Below are 18906 nucleotides of genomic sequence, written 5' to 3'. Positions count from 1 at the left end.
GCTTCAGGCCGCTGCTTCGCAATAGGGTTTGCCAAAGGGCAACTGAGCCCGGAATGGTTGGATGTTAGTGTTGTTGTTGATCAGCTCCTGGTACCACGGGCCCTGGCTTGTGTTGCCCATCAGAATGGCGCCAACCAGCCGGTTATCGCGAACCAGCAGGTGGTTGTATCCGCCGGTTGTGATGTCTTGCCAGATCAGGGATTCGGTATGCTCATCGGGTGCCTGCTTGCCACAGGAAAAAACGGGTATGCCGCCGATCTTGAGCCTGGTGGCGATTTCAGAAGGATGGTATGTCGCGCTTCTGGTTGTTCCTGCCAGTACGCATGCCAAGGTTTTTGCGTGCTGGTAACCCGGCTCCACAAGCCCATAGGTTTCGCCGTTGAACTCGCAGCACTCGCCAATGGCGAAAATGTCTGCAGCGCTGGTTTGTAGCTGAGCATTGACCTGTATGCCGCGCCCGCAGGCCAGCCCGGCGTTTTGTGCCAGTTCACGGTTGGGCTTGATGCCGGTAGCGATGACAACGAGATCTGTGCTGATCAGAGTCTGGTCGTTCAGTTGAATGGCAAGAACACGTTCTTGCCCCAGTATCCGGGTGGGGGATGTGGACGTCAGAATATGCATGCCGCGTTCGGTCAGGGCGTCAGACAGAAGCTTGCCACTGTCCGGGTCCAGCTGCCGGTTAAGGAGATGACAGCTTCGGTGCAAAACGGTGACATCCATGCCCCGGCGCAGCAGACCTTCGGCAGCCTCAAGCCCGAGAAATCCGCCGCCAACCACGATGGCCCGCTTCCGGCTTTTGCTAAGCTCAATCAGGGTGCGAGTGTGGTTAAGATCGCGAAAATTCATGACGCCGCCCAGTTCTTCGCCGGGAATACCCAGGCGGGCGGGGCTGGCTCCGGTTGCAATAATCAGTTTGCTATAGCTGTAAACACGACCTGAGCTTGTCTTCACCCTGTGCTCATCCGGAGCGATAGCCTCGACTGCTTCACCGTGATGAACCTGAATGCCGTGATGAGCAAACCAGGCGTCTGGTTTCAAGGGCAGGCTATCCTCTTGGGTGTCTCCGCTGAGCAGGGTAGAAAGCTGAACCCGGTTGTATGCCGCATAGGTTTCGCCGTTGAACACAATGATATTCCGATAGGGGATTGAGGCTTTGCTCACCAACTCTTCAAGGAATCGTTGAGCCACCATTCCGTGGCCACAGACGATCAATGTCGGTTCCATTTTCCGGATCATCTTTGCACCTATGCCCCGCTTAAAACCAAAAAAGCCGGAGCATCTCGTCCCCTCGGGGAATCGATGATCCGGCGCCAATGCCATCAATAGTTTTCTGGAAGCTCGGCCGAATCCTTGGCCGTAACAATCGTCCTTGAATTGTATAAAGCGATGTTCGTGCCAAATTGAAAAAACCTTTAAAATCAATGTTTTGATGTTTCCTTGATAAGTGTGGAGCTTGGGTATCCGGTTTTTTTGCACCTTGCAGGAGCAGGCTGCACGACTTTGATGCGTTTTTGCTGGCGCGGTAATTGCTCCGGTTTCCAGTGATGCAGCAATGTGACTACACCCGGAGTTTTGAAATGGATATCAGCAAGCGTCGACACAACCTTGTCCAGCCCTCGGCTGAGGCGTACCTGATCGCATCGCGACGGTGCGAGCTTATGAACCTCCAGTATTTTTTGCAGATGGGGAAGTTGGTGCAGAGCATCAGCAATCTCGTGCACGGGCTGCAGCGGGAACGCGGAGCGTCCTCCATTTTTCTGGGATCGGGTGGTGAAAAGTTTGGCCTGGAGAGAAAAACCATGGTCGCTGAATCGGAGTGTTTGTATACCGTTTTCAAGCGGGCACTGGCTGAGATCCATGAAGAGTTGACGACACACCCTGTCAGCAGCCACTTGCTGGCTCATATTGCCAGTGCCCTTCATGGGCTGGAGAGCCTGACAGCGCTACGCGTGCGGGTGAAAGCCCGGGCACTGTCGGTGCCAGAGACAACCGAGTCCTACAGCACGCTTATCCAGCGGCTGATTACCGTGGTTTTCGAAGCGGCGGATACTGCCGTAGATCCCTCGCTTGCGCGTTTGCTGGTGGCTATGGTGCATCTGATGAAGGGCAAAGAGTTCTGTGGTCAAGAGCGCGCAGCAGGCTCCGTCGGATTCTCCACAGGACGCTTTGACAGTGCACTGAGCCGGCGCATGACGCACCTTGTTGAAGCGCAGGGGCGGTGTTTTGAGGTGTTTGTCGAGTTTGCCGATGAGCAGAGCGGCCAGCTACTGAAGAGCCTGCTTGCTCATGAGCGGGAACAGGAAGTGGAGCGTCTGCGGCGGTTCGGATGCGCCATTGGTCGATACAAACCTCTGGACCCGGAACATGCTGATCACTGGTTTGCGCTAATGAGCGAGCGTATGGATGAGCTCAAAAAGGTAGAGGAATCGGTGGAAAACAGTTTTCATGGGCGCTGTGCCGAGCGCTATGCAGACGCACGGAACTCACTGGCACATCATGAGGTACTGATTGCAGCACTTGAGCAGCCAGAAAATTCTGTGCCGTCCATGTTGGTACTCTGTGAGCCAGACAACAGTGGGCAGATCCAGTCAGGCGAAGTCTGGAACAGCGACGGTATTGGTCAACAATCTGGACGGTCAATTTTTGACCTGGTGCAGGCGCAGTCACGTCGGCTTCAACAGATGAGCGAGGATTTGCAGAGTGCCAAAGACGCTCTGGAAGAGAGGAAAGTTCAGGAAAAGGCGGTCTTGTTGTTGATGCGTCACCGCAAAATCAACAACGATGACGCTCACCGGGTTTTGCGAAAGCTGGCCATGGATCAGGGTAAAAAGCTGCCCGAGGTTGCTCGGGCACTGGTGTCTATGGCTGATGTGTTGAAGTAAGCGACCTGTTCAGGCCTTCGCCGCCGGAGCGGTGTCTTTGTGCATGTTTGTGCCAGTCGTTTGATTATTCCGGCGTGGGGTGATGCTTTCCAGCTTGCGTTGCTTCTCATAGAGAAACTTCAGAACCTCCTGCCGGTAGTGCACGTAGGTGGGATCATCCGCCAGAGTGACCCGGTTACGGGGCCTTTCCAGATCGATATAAAGATCTTCCCCGACGGCGGCAGCGGGGCCGTTGGTCATCATGATAATGCGGTCAGACAGCAACACGGCCTCGTCCACATCATGGGTAATCATGATCACCGTGTTGTTCAGCTCTTGCTGGATTTCCATCAGGGAGTCTTGCAGGTGAGCCCGGGTAAGTGCATCCAGAGCGCCAAAAGGCTCATCCATCAGCAGCACGCTGGGCTTCATTGCCAATGCCCGGGCGATGCCAACCCTCTGTGCCATGCCACCTGAAATTTCCCCCGGCCGCTTGGTGGCAGCGTGGGCCATGTTGACCAACTCCAGGTTGTGATGGATCCAGCTTTGACGCTCCTGTTTTGTCATGGACTTACGGAATACCTGTTGCACCGCCAATTCCACGTTCTCGTACACCGTCAACCAGGGCATCAGAGCATGGTTCTGGAACACCACGGCCCGCTCTGGCCCGGGAGAGTTGATCTCATGGCCATCCAGAATGCATCCGCCCTTGGTAGCTTGCAGCAGGCCGGCGACGATGTTCAGGACTGTGGATTTACCGCAGCCGGAATGGCCAATCAGGGAGACAAACTCACCTTTTTTGATTTTCAGGTTGATGTTATCCAGTGCAATAAAGGAGCCCTTGGGTGTATCAAAAGACATTTCCACGCCGGTCAGTTCCAAATGGGGCTTGCTCATAAGTTTCTCCGTTACTCGTTCCACGCAATTTTCTTCTGAAGCGTCAACATGATGCGATCCAGTACAAAGCCGATAAAACCGATGGCCAGCACGGCCGCCATGATCCGGCTCAAGGACTGGCTGCTACCGTTCTGGAACTCATCCCAGACAAACTTGCCAAGCCCGGGGCTCTGCGCCAGCATCTCAGCAGCAATCAACACCATCCAGGCAATGCCGAGCGAGACGCGAAGCCCGGTGAAGATTATGGGTATCGAGGATGGAAGAACGACCTTCATCACGTGGGTCCAGAATGACAACCGCAGAACCCGCGAGACATTCAACAGGTCGGGATTCACCGCAGCTACGCCAACGCCTGTGTTGATCAGGGTGGGCCAAAGGCTGCACAGGGTGACGGTGATCATCGAGGTGAGGAATGACTTCTCGAACATCGGGTCTTCACTGACGTAAGTAGCCGATACCACCATGGTGACCAGAGGTAGCCATGCTAGTGGCGAAACGGGTTTGAATATCTGGATCAGTGGGTTGATCGCTGCTTGAAGGTGCCGGTTAAGACCCAGCACTATGCCCAGTGGGACGGCGATCGCCGTTGCCAGAAGGAAACCCGTCATGACGGTGATCAAGCTGGTGGCAATCTGGTCCACAAACGTCGGGGCACCGGGGTAGCTTCGGATCTTGACTTCGGCGTCTGGGTTTTTAGCCAGAATTCGAGCATTTCGATCCTCCTGCATTATTACGAACTTGTCCGCCCGTTCCCTTTGATTGATGTGCTCCTGCCAGAGCTGTCCGCTCTGCTCCCAGACTTGCACCGGGCCAGGGAAGGAGCCCAACGAGGTGTTCACCTGGGGTGCAGCCAGATGCCAGAAACCGAGGAAGACCAGAATGCCGACCATCGGGAGTACCAGCTGCTTGCCGGTTCGGGCCAGCTCCATGCCAGTGAATCGATCTGTCAGTGCTTTCAGCCCACCGAAACGTCGAATTCTGGAGCTTGTGTTCATTAGTGTGCTCATGTGGTTCTCCTGAGAACGGCGCGTTAAGGGGTATCGGAGCCTTTCAGGCCAATGGCAAAACTGTTGATGTAGGCATTGGGTTGGCGCGGGGTAAAGGCGACACCATCTATCAGCGCTCCCTGATGGGGGCGGGAGAAGTTTTCCTGGCTGAAATCGGGGAAATCTTCAGCCTTCATCAAACCATCGTCGATCAGGGATTGGGCTGCTTTGGCGTAGATGTCTCCGCGGTAAACCTGTGCGGCCGTTTTCATATACCAGTCATCCGGTTTGGCCTCGGCTATCTGGCCCCAGCGGCGCATCTGCGAGAGATACCAGATGGCATCGGACGGATACGGGTAGGTGGCGTAGTGGCGGAAGAAGACGTTGAAATCTGGCACGCCCCGGACATCGTCTTTTTCGTATTCGAAAGTGCCTGTCATGGAGTTGGCAATGACTTCGGCATCTGCGCCCACGTAGCTCGGGCGAGCAAGGATCTCGACGGCCTCTTCCCGGTTGGTGTTGTTGTTTTCATCCAACCAGTAAGCGGCGCGAATCAGGGCGCGCAGCAGGTGCAAGTGGGTATTGGGATTCTCTTCGGCCCAGGCCTGACTGACACCGAATACCTTCTCCGGGTTGTTGGGCCAGATCTCGTAGTCGGTGATCACCGGAACGCCTATGCCCTTGAACACGGCTTGCTGGTTCCAGGGCTCGCCCACGCAATAGCCCTGAATGGTGCCAGCTTCCAGAGTGGCGGGCATTTGTGGGGGCGGGGTTACAGAAAGGTGCACGTCTGCATCAAGGGTGCCGCTGGTATCGCCGCTCTGAGGGGCGTAGTAGCCAGGGTTCAGGCCACCTGCCGCCAGCCAGTAGCGTAGCTCGTAGTTGTGGGTGGAAACAGGGAACACCATGCCCATGCGAAAGCGTTCGCCCTTCTCCCGGGATTGCTCTACTGCCGGTTTCAGGGCACTTGCGCTGATCGGGTGCACCGGCTTTCCGTCCTTCTCAGGAATGTGCTGGCGCATGGTCTCCCATACACTATTGGAAACGGTAATCGCGTTGCCGTTCAGGTCCATGCTGAACGCAGTAATGATGTTGGCCTGAGTGCCATAGCCAATGGAAGCGCCCAGTGGCTGGCCTGCCAGCATGTGGGCGCCGTCCAGTTCGCCGGTGATAACTCTGTTCAGCAGCACCTTCCAGTTGGCCTGTGCTTCCAGTTCAACGAATAGGCCTTCGTCCATAAAGAAGCCCTGCTCCCAGGCAATGGCCAGAGGCGCCATATCGGTCAGTTTGATGAAACCGAGCTTCAAATCCGGCTTCTCTGGTGGGCCAATCTCGGCCTGGGCCATGCCGGCACTGGCCATAAGGGAGACTGCAGCAGCCAGCCCAGCCAGTCGGCTGAATGATCCTGCGACCATGTTCAGTGATGTTTTCATGAATTATCTACCTCGTGACATTCTTTCAGACAAAAAAATACCTGCCCTCCGCTGTCGGAACGCAGGCACCTATGCCCGTTTAATCTGAGTGGTCTCGAATGTTCAGGGTGGAGATTGCACAGCTTGTGCCAGTGATAAAAAATACTTTAAAAACAGTTTTTTAGTGTTGTTTGTCAGGTTTCAGGCGGAATTTTAGAAAGGTTTTTCTGGTTTGCTTTAGTGCAGGATTGAGTGGTTTTGCACCATTGTGAATCGTTGGAGACGTGCCAAGCGAGAGTCTGTCGCAGGTACGTTATGGGCGCGCGGGCCCTGTACGCAGCGTTTCGGGGCCAGGTTCATGGTTTGTGGGGCTGCGCTGGCCTTGTTATTGCAGTTCGCATCTGGGTTTTGAGCAAACAGTGATCAAACACAGGCGAAGAGGTAGCAGCGTGGATTCCAATATCAAACCGGCTGACAGCATTCAAACCACGTGCCCATACTGTGGTGTGGGTTGTGGTGTGGCAGCGACACCTTCTGAAGTGACTGGCGACAAACGCCACCCCGCCAATCAGGGCCAGCTGTGTGTTAAAGGCTCAGCGTTGCATGACACCCTGGTACCTGCCGGAAGGCTGTTGAAACCCCGAATTGAAGGTGAGGAGCGAAGCTGGCCCGAGGCGCTTGCCGCAGTGTGCGGTGCCATTCGCGATGCTGTTGATCAGCACGGCCCGGGGTCTGTGGCTCTGTACCTGTCGGGTCAGCTGTTAACAGAGGACTATTATGTTGCCAATAAACTTGCCAAAGGGTTTATTGGCACACCCCATGTGGATACCAACTCGCGGCTTTGTATGTCATCAGCGGTGGCAGCCCACAAACGGGCGTTCGGTGAGGACTGTGTTCCCGGCTGTTACGAGGATCTGGAACTCGCGGATCTTCTGGTGCTGGCTGGCAGCAACACCGCCTGGGCCCACCCTGTGCTCTATCAGCGTATGCAGGCATCACAGCGTGCGGGCCGCCGGGTGGTGGTCATTGACCCCCGGCGAACCGCCACGGCAGACCTTGCAGACCTTCACCTCAAGCTGAAACCGGGCACAGACACGGTTCTTTTCAACGGCTTGCTTGTGTGGCTGTCACAACACGGGGCGACAAATCCTGACTATATTGCGAAGCACTGCAGTGGCTTTGAAGAAACCCTTGCCTGCGCACTGGAGGTTGCACCCTCGGTGGCTTCAGTTGCCGCCCAATGTGATCTTGCCGGGCATGAGGTTGAGCAGTTCTATCGGTGGTATGCCGATACACCTCGCACTGTGACAACGTTCTCCCAGGGGGTTAACCAGTCGGCAGCCGGTACCGACAATTGCAACGCCATTTTCAACTGCCATTTGGCCACAGGCCGTGTTGGCAAGCCAGGTGCCAGCCCTTTTTCCCTGACCGGCCAACCGAATGCCATGGGGGGCCGGGAGGTAGGCGGTCTGGCGAATACCCTTGCCGCACATATGGAATACGACACCCCGGGAGCACGTGAGCGTTTGGCCGGATTCTGGGGTACAGATCGTCTTCCGGAGGCGCCCGGGTTCAAAGCCGTTGAGCTCTTTGAGGCAGTGCATCGAGGTGATATCAAGGTGCTCTGGATTATGGGCACCAACCCTGCGGTCAGCCTGCCGGATTCGGCGCGGGTTTGTGAGGCTTTGGCAGCTTGCCCGACGGTGATCGTGTCTGACTGCATGGCGAATACGGATACCACAGCCTTCGCCAATATATTACTGCCGGCGGCTGGGTGGGGTGAAAAAGACGGAACCGTGACCAATTCGGAGCGCTGCATTTCGCGCCAGCGATCTTTTCTGCCTTTAACTTCCGAAGCTCGCCCAGACTGGCAGATACTGACGTCGGTTGCGCGGGAGCTTGGGCACGCCCAGGCCTTTCAGTATCAGCGTCCGGCAGATATTTTTCGGGAGCACGCGATGCTCTCCGCCCTTGCTTGCAAGGCTAGCGATGGGCGTCAGGTGTTTGATATCGGCGTTTTGGCCCAGTTGACAGATGCTCAGTATAACCAGCTGGAACCTGTGCAGTGGCCTGTGTCCATGGGTGCGGCGGGTGATGTAACCGGCACACCCCGGCTGTTTTCTGACGGGCGCTTTGCCACGGATAACGGGCGCGCCCGAATGGTGCCCATTTCTGCAGGGCTGCCCTGCCAAGTCGTAACCTCACGCTATCCACTTGTGGTCAATACCGGCCGTATTCGTGATCAATGGCACTCCATGACGCGCACGGCACTGGTCTCCCGGCTTCTGACGCACCGCCAGGAACCTTCCATTGAAATCCATCCGGACGATGCGCTCCACTATGGGATCACTGACGGGACCTTGTGCCAGCTCACCGGGCCAGGGCCTGAGGCATTTCTTGGTCGGGCTCGACTGACAGCGGATCAACGCCCCGGAGAGGTCTTCATACCGATTCACTGGAGCGGATGTTTTGCCTCGCAAAGTGTTGCAACAAATCTGATTGCTGCTGTGACCGATCCGATCTCTGGCCAGCCAGAAAGCAAGCACGGTATTGCCAGCCTATCTAGCCTTGCGAGCCGATGGCAGGCTCGGCTGATGCGTCGCGAATCCGGAGGAGGGCTGGGGGCACTGGCGGGACTTTGTGATTATTGGTGCCGCCAGCCACTGACCCATAGTACGAGCTGGTGGCTGGCCGGTAACCAGACGATGGACTGGGGCAGTGATGCGCAGAGTTGGCTGGGGGGAGAGCCACAGCTGATCATGGCTGATGCGGCGCAAGGGCGCTTCCGGGCAGCGCACGTAGTTGATGGCCGGTTGGATGCTGTTCTTTTGGTTGATCGTGAGGCGGATCTTTTGCCGGACCTGGCGTGGTTGGATCAGTGCTTTTCGGCTGAACGTTTGAGCGATGATCAGCGACAGTGTTTGCTTGCGGGCCGGTCTGTGGAAACGGAAGAAATCGGGGCCCTGGTGTGCAGCTGCTTTCAGGTGGGTGACCGCCAGATTGCCAGTGCCATCCGCCGTGGGCACGCGACACTGGAAGCCTTGGGGCGCACTCTAAAGTGCGGCACCAACTGTGGCTCCTGTGTTCCGGAAATTCGTGAGTTGTTAGCGCACCCTGCGTAGCATAGGCATGGGGACTCGGTAGCGCTGCCCGCTGAATCTGCCTGTGCCGTCGACGGTGCAGGTTTTGCGGTTAACCCGCGTAATCTCGCCCTGAAATTCCCGCAAGCCGTGGTCAAAGGCCACCGCTTCCCCAATGTTCCAGCCCGCCTTCTGCTTCTTGAGATCCGGCATTTCGAAAGGCTGTTTAGACAGATCAATGCCCAGCTGTTCCGCGTGCTCCGCTAATACCTCCCGTACGACACCAGCCTCTCCATTTTCATGCAGTCCATCAAGAATGTTATAGAAGTGCCGGTTGTGAACCGAGCCAGGAAACCTGTGGCCCGCACTGTGTTGCAGCAGGTGGGCGAACTCATGGCAGCAGGTGTGTGCCAGCAGATTAAGCGTGTTCAGCTCGCCGCCGAAATATCCGCGCCGGTGAATCTCCCGGCTGGAGAGCCAGCCGCTCGCTGTGGCGGGATGATGCTTGGCCTGAATCATGCGAAGGCCGTAAGTGATCTGGTGCTGCTTTGGCTGCGGGTCAAAACGGTGATAGGTCGCCTGGCCTGAGCCTACCCGGCACACCAGAGTGCTTCCGGGCGCTTGCGCCTGAACCCGGTTTGCAGCGGGTTGCCAGAGAATCTGCTCTGTAACATTGCACATCAGCTCGCCTAGCTGGCGCATTTGAGATTTTGGGTGCTTCATGTCAGTGGAAGGGCTACGCGCCTCATGATCTGGTAAATCGGTTTCGTTAGGGTACCTGCCAATTTACTGGATTCTCGGCGACGAGTCAGACAAACCGTCACCAAATAAAAATAAGTGGTGACGGTTTGTCTGAAGGCGGCGTATTAAATTCCGGCCGAGACTGTCTTGACGATTTCGTCGAAGTCACCTTCAGGGAAGCTGAAAATAAGAATTGAGTCGGAGTGCGTTTCGCTGAATAGGTAGCCGGTAACGTAATTACGATTTTTTGCTGCGTACCCCGTGAAGCCAGATGGGAGATTCAATGGCGTTGTATTCGTGGATGCTGATTCAGAGCTGAGTTTAAGCTCGTTCAGAAAAGCTTCCGCTGACTCGGAGCCTTTGGGGACAGGTTCAATGCGGATGAACCCAATGGCTTTTCCTTTACTGAACAGGGATATGTCATTTGCGTCAATACGCACTGTATCGAATAAAGAAGAACCCACAGACACTGAGTAATCCTGGCTCGGCGAAAATGATACGAGCTGAACCGAGCTGCAGCCCGACAAAAGTAGTAACAATATGACTGTGCTGATGAGCTTCATCTTTTCAGGTTTCCTTGCCTTATCTGAAAACTGATTCCAGCAAGCTTTGGAATGGTGATCCGCGAATGAGTTTACTCGAAAAGCTTCACGCCATTAATGCGAACAGAATCTGAGCCTTCCGTCGGCCCTTGGAAGGTGATGAGAGATTGGGCAGAGCCATCAGGCACGATGAAAATTGTTCTAAAATCTCCTTGAACTACACCAAATGCCTGAGCGTCAGGAATAGACTCTATCCAGGCTGGTTTGCTAGATCCCTGAGCCGCGCTTTCAAATAGAGCTATAGATGCGTCACTTGCAGTGTCTGAGCTAGCTGTGTTGGGGATTTCATCTGATTTGACGAAACCGATGATCCGGTTATTTTTCAGAAAAAGGAGCTCACCATCCCTCACCTTAACGGAGGAAAACATGTCGCTTGGTACTTCTATAGACAACTCGTTGGACGGTTGAATGATCAGTGACGAATGGGGTGCGCAGCCCGGGAGCAGAAGCAAAAAAGCAATAATTAGACCGATCCTTGGCATGGCAGAAATCTCATCTCAAAGTCGTTTCGATAGAGGTTCTAAACTGGCCAGAACGGACATTCCGGCACATCCAGCTTACCCTCACTTCATTCTGCAGAAAAGGTTTTCCTGCCTCGCGAATCAGGCGTAAAGCCCATTTGGTGATCCTACGAGTTGGCCGCAGCAGATCCTGCGGGGAAGGGACAGCATCAATCCACTTGCTGCAATCAACCGTTTCTACAAGCATGTGGGCAATCGCCCGGACTGTCTCTTCAGTTACGCTGCTTTCAGTGAAACCCGAAGCAACAGATTGGCCGTAGAATGCCTCCATTATCGCTCTGATTTTATCAATATCTTCGGACGATAAATGAATATCCATATTTTCATCCTTGAAAATATAGAAGGGGCCCCTCCAGAGAGGCCCCTTCTAGGGTTATTAAGCCTCGATTGGCGAACGCCAGTCGTCTGCACCGGAAGTGCCGGCAACTGCGTGCTCCCAGGTTACCTTGCGGTAGGACAGGGACACGGTAACCAGCTGGGTGAAGTCAGCGCTGGCAGCGTCCTGGCAGTGGGGCATGGTGCAGTTGATGTCGATAATGGTGGCATCTTCCAGGATGGTGGAGAAGAAGTGCTCCTGCTTGCCTTCAACCGAGGTGCGGTACCACTTGAGCTCAACCTTTGGCAGCATTTCGCCAGAAGCCAGTGCGTTGTACATCAGCGGTGTGGATTTGTTCAGTGCGGATGTAAACTTGAACGGCTTGTGTACACGCTGGCCGGAAGGCTGGCCGGACTGGGGATCGGTAGGAACAGTAACAACGTGGCTGAATTCCTGAACCAGCACTTCGTCTTCGTGGCCTTCAACGTAGATGTTGCCTACAGAGTCGGAAGTGAATGCACCAGCGGTAATGTTACCCTGGGTTTTGCCTTCGATAGAGATATAACAAGGAGTTGGCATAGTCTGCTCCGTGACGTTTGAATGAATAAAAGTCCCTGGATGTTCCGTGGACGAGCAGATGTAAGCAAAGCCCGTGCCAAGTTGGAAAAGTGCTTTTAAAACAGTGAGTAGACGAATCCAGATAAGGCTCCATACTGCGGTGGGCAAGCTTATGCTCAGCCTCTGAGCGAGAAGTTGCTGTCTGGGCCAATAATTGCCCGAGCAGGGTGTTGCGCCTATTTCCGGTCTGTAATCCCCCGTCTCCCAAGCCTCTGTTAGAATTAAGGCGTCGAGGAGCTTGTTTGCCTGAATGACCTGATTCGAATCCGGAGGCCTTGCCATTAACATTCAATCGCTGCAGAACCGAGAAAATCTGCTGTGCTAATTGGTCGTTGGCTGGGTAGCCTGGTCAATCGGGCGGTGCTTCTCGTTGTGGGCTTTGTTGTTTTGACGGCGCTGCTGGTTGCGCTTGCAGGCGCGCTTCTCAGCCGATCGGAGCTTGAGCAGCAGGCGGCAACCCAGGTTGAAACCATTGCGCAGCTCGTTGCCGGAGAACTGGACGACAAGCTGTCGCAGCGTCTCGATGCATTGAGCCACGTCGCTGAAAGCCTGACCATGAGTGAAGCGGCTTTTGAAGTGCGTGCAAAAATTCTTATGCGTCGCCAAACGGCCTTGCAGCACTTGTTTGATGGTGTTTACCTGATTGATGCGACAGGTAAGGTGATTGCGGAAAATCCCGAGACTTTGAAGATGATCGGGACAGATGTCAGCAACCGTTCCTACTTTCGCATATCCTCTGAGCAACTTGCCCCCCTCATCAGTGAACCCTACCGCTCCCACTACCAAGGTAGAGCTGCTGTCATGGTGGCGGTCCCTCTGTTTGATCACAACAAGCGGTTTATTGGCATGCTCGGGGGCGCAATATCGCTTGCGGGTGAGCACCTTATTGAAGAATTCTCTGATATCCGCATTGGCAAAACGGGCTATTTGGCCATCGTAACCCGTGGCGGGATGGTTCTGGCCAATGGCCGGACTGGTGAAGTTATGCGGCCGATAAGCGATGCGAACCCCCTGCTGCAAGATGCGATGGGTGGATTTGAAGGCACCGCCAGAACCCGTAGCTCTGAGGGTGAGAGTATTATCCTGTCGGTGCAGCAAATGTCTGAGGTGCCCTGGTTTGTCGCGGCTGTCTGGCCCGCTCGGGAAGCCTACGCGCCGGCTACCCGAATCAAGGATGCGTTTCTCTGGGTTTTGTTGGTAGTGATCCTGCTGATTGTTCCAATGGCCATGTGGCGCTTCCGTCGCCTGATGGCGCCTTTGGGCGAGCTTGGTCAGCAGGTGCGTGAGCGCCACATGGGCGTGCGAAACAACCCGGTTGGAGTCTCGGGTAGCTCAGAAATAAGCCAGGTGGCTGACATATTCAACATGGTCATGGATGAGCGTGATGATGTTCTGAGTTCTCTTGCCGAGCGGGAAGCGTTTTTCCGTTCACTCTCCCGGGGTGCACCTATCGGCATTGTCCAAGCTGATGTTCTTGGTCGCATTGAGTTCGTGAACCCGCAATTTGAAAACATTATTGGCCTGAGACTGGCCGAGCTTTCAGGTTCTCATCTATTTGATTGCGTTTGTGAAAGTGATCGTGATGCGGTGATTCAGGGATGGCAGCAGGCGCTTGAAGAGCAGGAAGTATTCCGTGGCCGCTTTCAGCTGCAAGGGCCGAATGCCGGCTCGCCAGTATGGTGTCAGGTAATGACGGCGATCCTTGAAACACCTGAAAAGGTAATGGGTACCATCACGGTTGTACGGGATATTTCCCACGAACTGGCAGTAGAGGAAGCTCTGCGAGACGAACAGCAGAGAGCGGAGATCATACTGGGCGTGATGCAAGACGGTGTTTTGATGGCCGATACCGGCGGTGTTATCCGTTACGCAAATCAGGCCGCGGCTCGCTTTTTGGGTGCCGGTGGGGAGTATGTTGGTAAAAACGTATTTGAGCTGGTGGGAATTGATCATGAGGATCAGGCTCTCAGCCACGAGTGGTTTTTGGGTGGCAATGATCTGGACAGCCTTTACGTTACCCTTCGCAATGCCAGCGGCGATCTGTTTGATGTAGACCTCAGCATGATTCATATCCGCCAGGGCCGGCAAAATGAGCGGCTGGTATTTGTCCTTCGGGATGATGCCGAGCGCCGGCGTCAGGAAGAGCGGTTGTCCTGGGAGGCAACCCACGACAGTTTGACGCAGCTTCTGAACCGTCGGGCCTTCACCGCATCGCTTAACAAATGCTTGGGCGATATGCCGCGACAGGACACAAGCTCAGTGTTAATGCTCATCGATCTTGACCACTTCAAACCGGTGAACGACGAAGGTGGGCACCTGCTTGGTGATGAAATGCTCCGTCGGCTTTCCGATCTGTTCAAAGACTCGGTGCGCCAGTCGGATACGGTTGCCCGCTTGGGTGGCGACGAGTTTGGCATCATTCTGCCAGCGTGCGGGATGGGCAGAGCCAAAACCCTTGCCGAGCGCATTCGCGCAGGCGTTGAGGCGCTAAAAATAGAGCACGAAGGGCGTATATTTGGCGTTACGGCCAGTATTGGAGTGACTGAACTGCTCCCGACAGACCGGGACCCCAAAGACGTGGTTGCCCGCGCCGATGAAGGCGCTTATGCAGCCAAATCAAAAGGCCGCAACCGGGTTGTCGTTATACCTGCGCCAGAGCAGTAACAAGATAACGTCACGCCCACCAGTGTGCTGCGAGGCTGGCCTGCCAAATCAGGCGTAAAGCCAGAACGGTCAGAACCAGATTGAGCGCTTTGCTGAACCAGTGGTTGTTCAGTGAGTGCAGAACACGCAATCCTAACCAGGTACCGACAAAGCCGCAGGCAATCATGGCCAGGATGAACGGCAGCCAGTGCGCGAACACAAACCCCGTCACACCAAAAACCAGGGCCTTGGGGGCATGCTGCAGAACCATGGCGGTGGCAAAGGTGGCGACAGTGCGAAACCGGTCTGCATGAATCTGTTTGATAAACGCTGCGACCAGCGGGCCAGTAGCACCCACAAACAGACTGATAAAGCTGGTTAGTGCGGCAGCGATAAAAACACCAACCGGGCCGAAGGCACCTTTTGGTAATGATGGTCCCCAGCACAGGTAGAGCACGAAGCCTGCAATGGCCAGCTGCCATAAATAGGCTGGCAGGCTCACCAGCAACCAGGCTCCCGCCGCTGCGCCCAGGATAACGCCGGGGGCAAACGCCGCAATGGTTCTCCAGTCGATGTGCTTCCAGGTCAGAATTGTCCTGCCACCGTTAGAACCCAGCTGAATCATGCCGTGCACAGGAATAATAGCGGCTGCAGGCATCCATGTGGCCATCAGAATCAACAGGAGAACACCCCCGCCAGCACCCAGGCTGGCGGTGATCATTGAGGTAACAACAGAACTCGCCAGCAGGAAAATCGCTACTGACAGGCTCAGGCTCTCAGGAAGCAAAGCTATTTCCACGCGCAGAATTCCTCAGATTCAAGAGTGGATGTTCGGCATAAGGCTTCGGTTGCCAGCTGCACATCGGCCACATAATACAGGGATGCCAGCCCAAGTCTGTCCCGGCCCAGATTGTGAAACACCATGCCAAAGGCGATATCCCCTGCGGTGAAGCGTTCGTGGTTGGCTGCGAAGTATTCCGCTGGCTTTGCCAGGGTTTCATCATCAAGAAGCGCCTGCACCCGGCCAGCACCACCGTGGTAGGCCTGAACCAGCAAGAGCACAAACAACTCGTTGCGTTTGTCTTCGGGCAGGTGGCCGAAGCGCTCGGTAAAGGCCGGTTGCAGATTGCGGGCGTTCTGGTGCATCAGGCGCAAGGCGCAATCAATCTGCGCCAACCGGTGCCAATAGTTTTGCGGCTTGATCTGGCAGTCATTCAGGGCGGAGGGAGACAGCTGAAGAATGCCTTTAGCGTCGGCACGGGAGTGCGCGCGGGCTTGCCCACCGCTTTCAATCAGGATTTGCCCGGCAAGATACCTGGGTAAAACCGCCGGCAACGTATATCGGCTTTGTTCGCTCCTGAGCTGAACTATGTACATCAGCGCATCGTGTAGCGATCCCGGGTTTTCGCGCGTGGCGAAGGAGAGGTCGTCCCAGGCACCCCAAACACGGTCTCTGCTCCTGGCGCCCAGATAGCGGCCAACGGCAAGATCCAGGTCTACGTGGGGCTGGTCACAAGCTAATGCAAACGGGTAGCCATTGGTAGTGGCGCTCCCGGCAATCCATTCATCCGTGACTCCTTTTGCGTGCTGTGCCTGGCGGGTGTCGTTAAGACGCTGCTGAGTGGCGGCACTGGTAGCACCATTGCTGATCCACCCCAAAAATTGCCCGCGCATATCGAACAGAATGTGGCGATCTGTGTTTGAGCAATAACCGGATTCCTTCAGAACCCATCGGCGGATTGTAAGGATATTGGTGTAAACGCCCTGGCTGACCCAGTAGGGCGAGTTCCTCACAATGGCGGTCCAGCCTGCAGTATCAGTGCTTTCGGCTTCGGACTGATTTTCCTCTGACTGCGCTGCTGTAGGCGCCAGCACAGTCAGGATGAAAATAGCAGCAAGCTGACGTAAGCTTGCGAATCTTGTGTACATAAGCAATGTGTCCGTGGCATTCCGGGCACCACAATAACAAATGGGCGCCGCTATGAAGCAATCTGAATATCTGCGTTATGACGCCACCGCACTGGCCCATCTTATCCGCCGTGGCGAAGTGACTTCCCGGGAAGTATGCGAGGCTGCAGTGGAACGGGCAACCGTTGTGAATGGCGCCCTGAATGCCATCTGTTTTCCTCAGTTTTCAGAAGCCCTGGCTCAGGACTTTCCAAAGCAAGGAGCGTTTGCAGGTGTGCCCCTGTTGCTCAAGGATTTGGCTCAGGAGCAGGGTAATCGGCCCTGCACCTATGGCAGCCGAGGCTTCCGGAATTACATTGCGCCTCAGGATTCCGAGTTTGTGCGCCGTGCCCGTGAGGGTGGGCTGGTGTTTATGGGACGTACAGCAACGCCGGAGTTCGGCCTCAAAGCGGTGACGGAATCCGAGTTGTGGGGGCCATCACGCAATCCGTGGAACACCAATCTTACCCCGGGCGGTTCCAGCGGTGGGTCCGGTGCTGCCGCTGCAGCCGGTGTGGTGCCCATGGCTGGTGCAAACGATGGCGGTGGCTCAATCCGTATCCCTGCAGCTTATAACGGCTTGTTCGGGCTCAAACCTTCTCGCGGGCGCATCTCCAATGGGCCTTTGGTAGGCGAGGCCTGGACGGGCGCTTCGGCAGATCATGTGGTTACCCGCACGGTACGCGACAGTGCGACCATGTTAGATGTGCTCAGTGGCCCGGCTTCTGGTGATCCGTTTGTTATTCCAGGCCCCGGCGAAGCCTATGCAGATTTGATGCAGAAGTCGCCCGGCAGCCTGAAGATTGGTGTATTCACCGCGTCACCCTACGATACCGCGGTTGCTCCCGAATGTGTTGCTGCGGTTGAGGAAACTGCGCGGATTCTGGAAAACCTGGGACACAAGGTTGAATACGCCCGGCCGGAGTTCGATGGCATGGCGCTGGCCCGTTGCTACCTTGGCCTCTATTTTGGAGAAGTGTCGGCCTTGATAGCGAAAGCCAGGAGCCAGCTTGGTGCTGCAGACAGTGATTTTGAGCTGGATACACGGTTGATGGGCATGCTGGGTGATACCATGCCGCTGTCCGATTATGTGCTTCGTCGCCAGCAGTGGAATGAGTTCGCCCGCGCGCTGGGCGCGTTTTTTGCGGGCTACGATCTTTACCTCTGCCCCACCACCGGCCAATTGCCTGCGCGCATCGGTGAGCTGGACACGCCGGCGCACCTGAAAATGGCCGCAAAGCTGATGTTGGCCCTGAAGGCGGGGAAAGTGCTGCACCGTAGCGGCCAGGTGGATCAGATTGCGATGGACAGCCTGGCCCGCACACCATTTACCCAGCTTGCCAACCTGACCGGAACACCGGCCATGTCTGTGCCCATGCACTGGACGGCCGATGGGCTGCCCGTTGGTGTGCAGCTGGGCGCGCCCCATGGCGGTGAAGGCGTATTGCTGCAGCTGGCGGCTCAGCTTGAAGAAGCCGCGCCCTGGTTTGGCTATTACGAACGGCTGGAAAATGCTTTTCCTGCAGCGGGCTTGTGATCTGTTGATCGAAACCCCACGTTTATCTTTCTACGCGTATCAGGCTATGCTGTGTGTCAGGGAGACCATCTTCCTGTTACACCCTGATGGCATCGAGGAGGCGAGCGTATTATGAACCAACCGATGGCAATCGAAGAACTGGTATCAGTAGCACAGGCAGAAGCCATGGGAGAGCTGGATGCTCCCATGATGGCGATTGTTCTTGCCAGTGAACAAAGTTATGACCTGCCCATCAACTCACTTGAAACCGATGCCGACAAGGCACGCTGGGGATTGATTCTCCGCGCTGCCCGGGAGCATGTTGAAGCGGATGCCGTGGCGGTTTTGTACCCGGCCTGGACAACCATTCGTGAGAAAAAGAAGGAAACCGAAGCAGATGATGGCCTTGAAGCCTCATCAAGTGATAGCTCCGAGGACGAGCCAAACGAGCCGATAGATACCTTGTTTGTGCAACTCCACACTCGGGATCATGTTTACTGGCGTGGATTTGAACAGATCCGGGACCCCAAGCATCAGCGCATCATCGGCTTTCGCCGTATCAAGGCGTTGTCTACGGATTACCGGCGTGACGAGGAGCCATCAATCGCCTCCTGGCTCAGCACGCTGTTTGACCCCCTGCCAGAACATGGTGAGGATATGGACGTTGATCTTGAACTGTCTGGATTTATGGATGAACCGGAAGTCAGTGCTGCGCTGTATCCGAGACAGTTGCGGGCGTTGCACTAACTGATAATTCCCAAAACCT

At 55.5% G+C, this 18906-nt stretch carries 16 protein-coding genes; 5 read left to right on the top strand and 11 right to left on the bottom strand.

All coding sequences use genetic code 11. The annotated features are described in order from the left end of the window. Window positions 1-3: 3 nt before the first annotated feature. Window positions 4-1224 (bottom strand): NAD(P)/FAD-dependent oxidoreductase, encoded by a 1221-nt coding sequence (locus RKA07_RS01830; RefSeq protein WP_310965393.1) that lies wholly within the window; start codon window positions 1222-1224, stop codon window positions 4-6. A 353-nt stretch (window positions 1225-1577) separates the two neighbouring features. Between RKA07_RS01830 and RKA07_RS01825 the strand changes: the two genes are divergently transcribed. Next, window positions 1578-2882 carry a nitrate- and nitrite sensing domain-containing protein gene (locus tag RKA07_RS01825; RefSeq protein WP_310965392.1) on the top strand — a complete coding sequence of 435 codons (1305 nt, stop codon included), beginning with the start codon at window positions 1578-1580 and terminating at the stop codon, window positions 2880-2882. Between the two features lie 9 nt (window positions 2883-2891). Here the strand turns inward: RKA07_RS01825 and RKA07_RS01820 are convergent, their stop codons facing one another. The 3 genes from RKA07_RS01820 to RKA07_RS01810 are packed head-to-tail and all read right to left on the bottom strand — an operon-like array spanning window position 2892 to window position 6105. After that, window positions 2892-3758 (bottom strand): ABC transporter ATP-binding protein, encoded by an 867-nt coding sequence (locus RKA07_RS01820; protein ID WP_310965391.1) that lies wholly within the window; start codon window positions 3756-3758, stop codon window positions 2892-2894. Window positions 3759-3769: 11 nt separating this feature from the next. Beyond that, the gene (locus tag RKA07_RS01815; protein WP_310965390.1) at window positions 3770-4765 is read right to left on the bottom strand and encodes an ABC transporter permease; all 996 of its coding nucleotides are present in this window, start codon (window positions 4763-4765) and stop codon (window positions 3770-3772) included. A gap of 23 nt (window positions 4766-4788) precedes the next feature. Continuing rightward, the gene (locus tag RKA07_RS01810; protein ID WP_310965538.1) at window positions 4789-6105 is read right to left on the bottom strand and encodes a CmpA/NrtA family ABC transporter substrate-binding protein; all 1317 of its coding nucleotides are present in this window, start codon (window positions 6103-6105) and stop codon (window positions 4789-4791) included. A 500-nt stretch (window positions 6106-6605) separates the two neighbouring features. Between RKA07_RS01810 and RKA07_RS01805 the strand changes: the two genes are divergently transcribed. Further along, window positions 6606-9278, top strand: a complete 2673-nt coding sequence (locus tag RKA07_RS01805; protein WP_310965389.1) for a nitrate reductase — start codon at window positions 6606-6608, stop codon at window positions 9276-9278. Here the strand turns inward: RKA07_RS01805 and RKA07_RS01800 are convergent. The 5 genes from RKA07_RS01800 to RKA07_RS01780 all read right to left on the bottom strand — a co-directional run bounded on the left by RKA07_RS01800 (window position 9261) and on the right by RKA07_RS01780 (window position 11995). Beyond that, entirely contained in the window at window positions 9261-9917 is a 657-nt protein-coding gene (locus RKA07_RS01800; protein ID WP_310965388.1) for a hypothetical protein, read from the bottom strand. The genes RKA07_RS01805 and RKA07_RS01800 overlap by 18 nt on opposite strands. 185 nt (window positions 9918-10102) lie before the next feature. After that, complete coding sequence (locus RKA07_RS01795; protein ID WP_310965387.1) at window positions 10103-10540, bottom strand: hypothetical protein; 438 nt, start codon at window positions 10538-10540, stop codon at window positions 10103-10105. Window positions 10541-10611: 71 nt separating this feature from the next. Next, window positions 10612-11061: a hypothetical protein gene (locus tag RKA07_RS01790; protein ID WP_200370627.1), complete on the bottom strand. Its 450-nt coding sequence runs from the start codon at window positions 11059-11061 to the stop codon at window positions 10612-10614. 10 nt (window positions 11062-11071) lie between these two features. Continuing rightward, window positions 11072-11419 (bottom strand): hypothetical protein, encoded by a 348-nt coding sequence (locus tag RKA07_RS01785; RefSeq protein WP_200370625.1) that lies wholly within the window; start codon window positions 11417-11419, stop codon window positions 11072-11074. A gap of 57 nt (window positions 11420-11476) precedes the next feature. Next, entirely contained in the window at window positions 11477-11995 is a 519-nt protein-coding gene (locus RKA07_RS01780) for an Hcp family type VI secretion system effector (RefSeq protein ID WP_200201456.1), read from the bottom strand. 357 nt (window positions 11996-12352) lie between these two features. Between RKA07_RS01780 and RKA07_RS01775 the strand changes: the two genes are divergently transcribed. Then, complete coding sequence (locus RKA07_RS01775; protein ID WP_310965386.1) at window positions 12353-14698, top strand: sensor domain-containing diguanylate cyclase; 2346 nt, start codon at window positions 12353-12355, stop codon at window positions 14696-14698. A gap of 10 nt (window positions 14699-14708) precedes the next feature. Here the strand turns inward: RKA07_RS01775 and RKA07_RS01770 are convergent, their stop codons facing one another. Continuing rightward, window positions 14709-15476 carry a sulfite exporter TauE/SafE family protein gene (locus RKA07_RS01770; RefSeq protein ID WP_310965385.1) on the bottom strand — a complete coding sequence of 256 codons (768 nt, stop codon included), beginning with the start codon at window positions 15474-15476 and terminating at the stop codon, window positions 14709-14711. After that, window positions 15467-16606: a transglycosylase SLT domain-containing protein gene (locus RKA07_RS01765; protein ID WP_200370618.1), complete on the bottom strand. Its 1140-nt coding sequence runs from the start codon at window positions 16604-16606 to the stop codon at window positions 15467-15469. The genes RKA07_RS01770 and RKA07_RS01765 overlap by 10 nt, the downstream gene beginning before the upstream one ends. Window positions 16607-16658: 52 nt before the next feature. Here RKA07_RS01765 and RKA07_RS01760 point away from each other — a divergent pair, with 52 nt between their 5' ends. Together RKA07_RS01760 and RKA07_RS01755 are read left to right on the top strand one after the other, a co-directional pair. Further along, window positions 16659-18161, top strand: a complete 1503-nt coding sequence (locus tag RKA07_RS01760) for an amidase (protein WP_200370610.1) — start codon at window positions 16659-16661, stop codon at window positions 18159-18161. A 111-nt stretch (window positions 18162-18272) separates the two neighbouring features. Beyond that, the gene (locus RKA07_RS01755) at window positions 18273-18887 is read left to right on the top strand and encodes a hypothetical protein (protein ID WP_200370608.1); all 615 of its coding nucleotides are present in this window, start codon (window positions 18273-18275) and stop codon (window positions 18885-18887) included. Window positions 18888-18906 lie beyond the last annotated feature (19 nt).

It is taken from the genome of Marinobacter xiaoshiensis, assembly GCF_031631795.1.
In the GTDB taxonomy this organism is placed as follows: Bacteria; Pseudomonadota; Gammaproteobacteria; order Pseudomonadales; family Oleiphilaceae; genus Marinobacter; species Marinobacter xiaoshiensis.
This window is presented reverse-complemented; position numbering and strand designations above follow the sequence as displayed.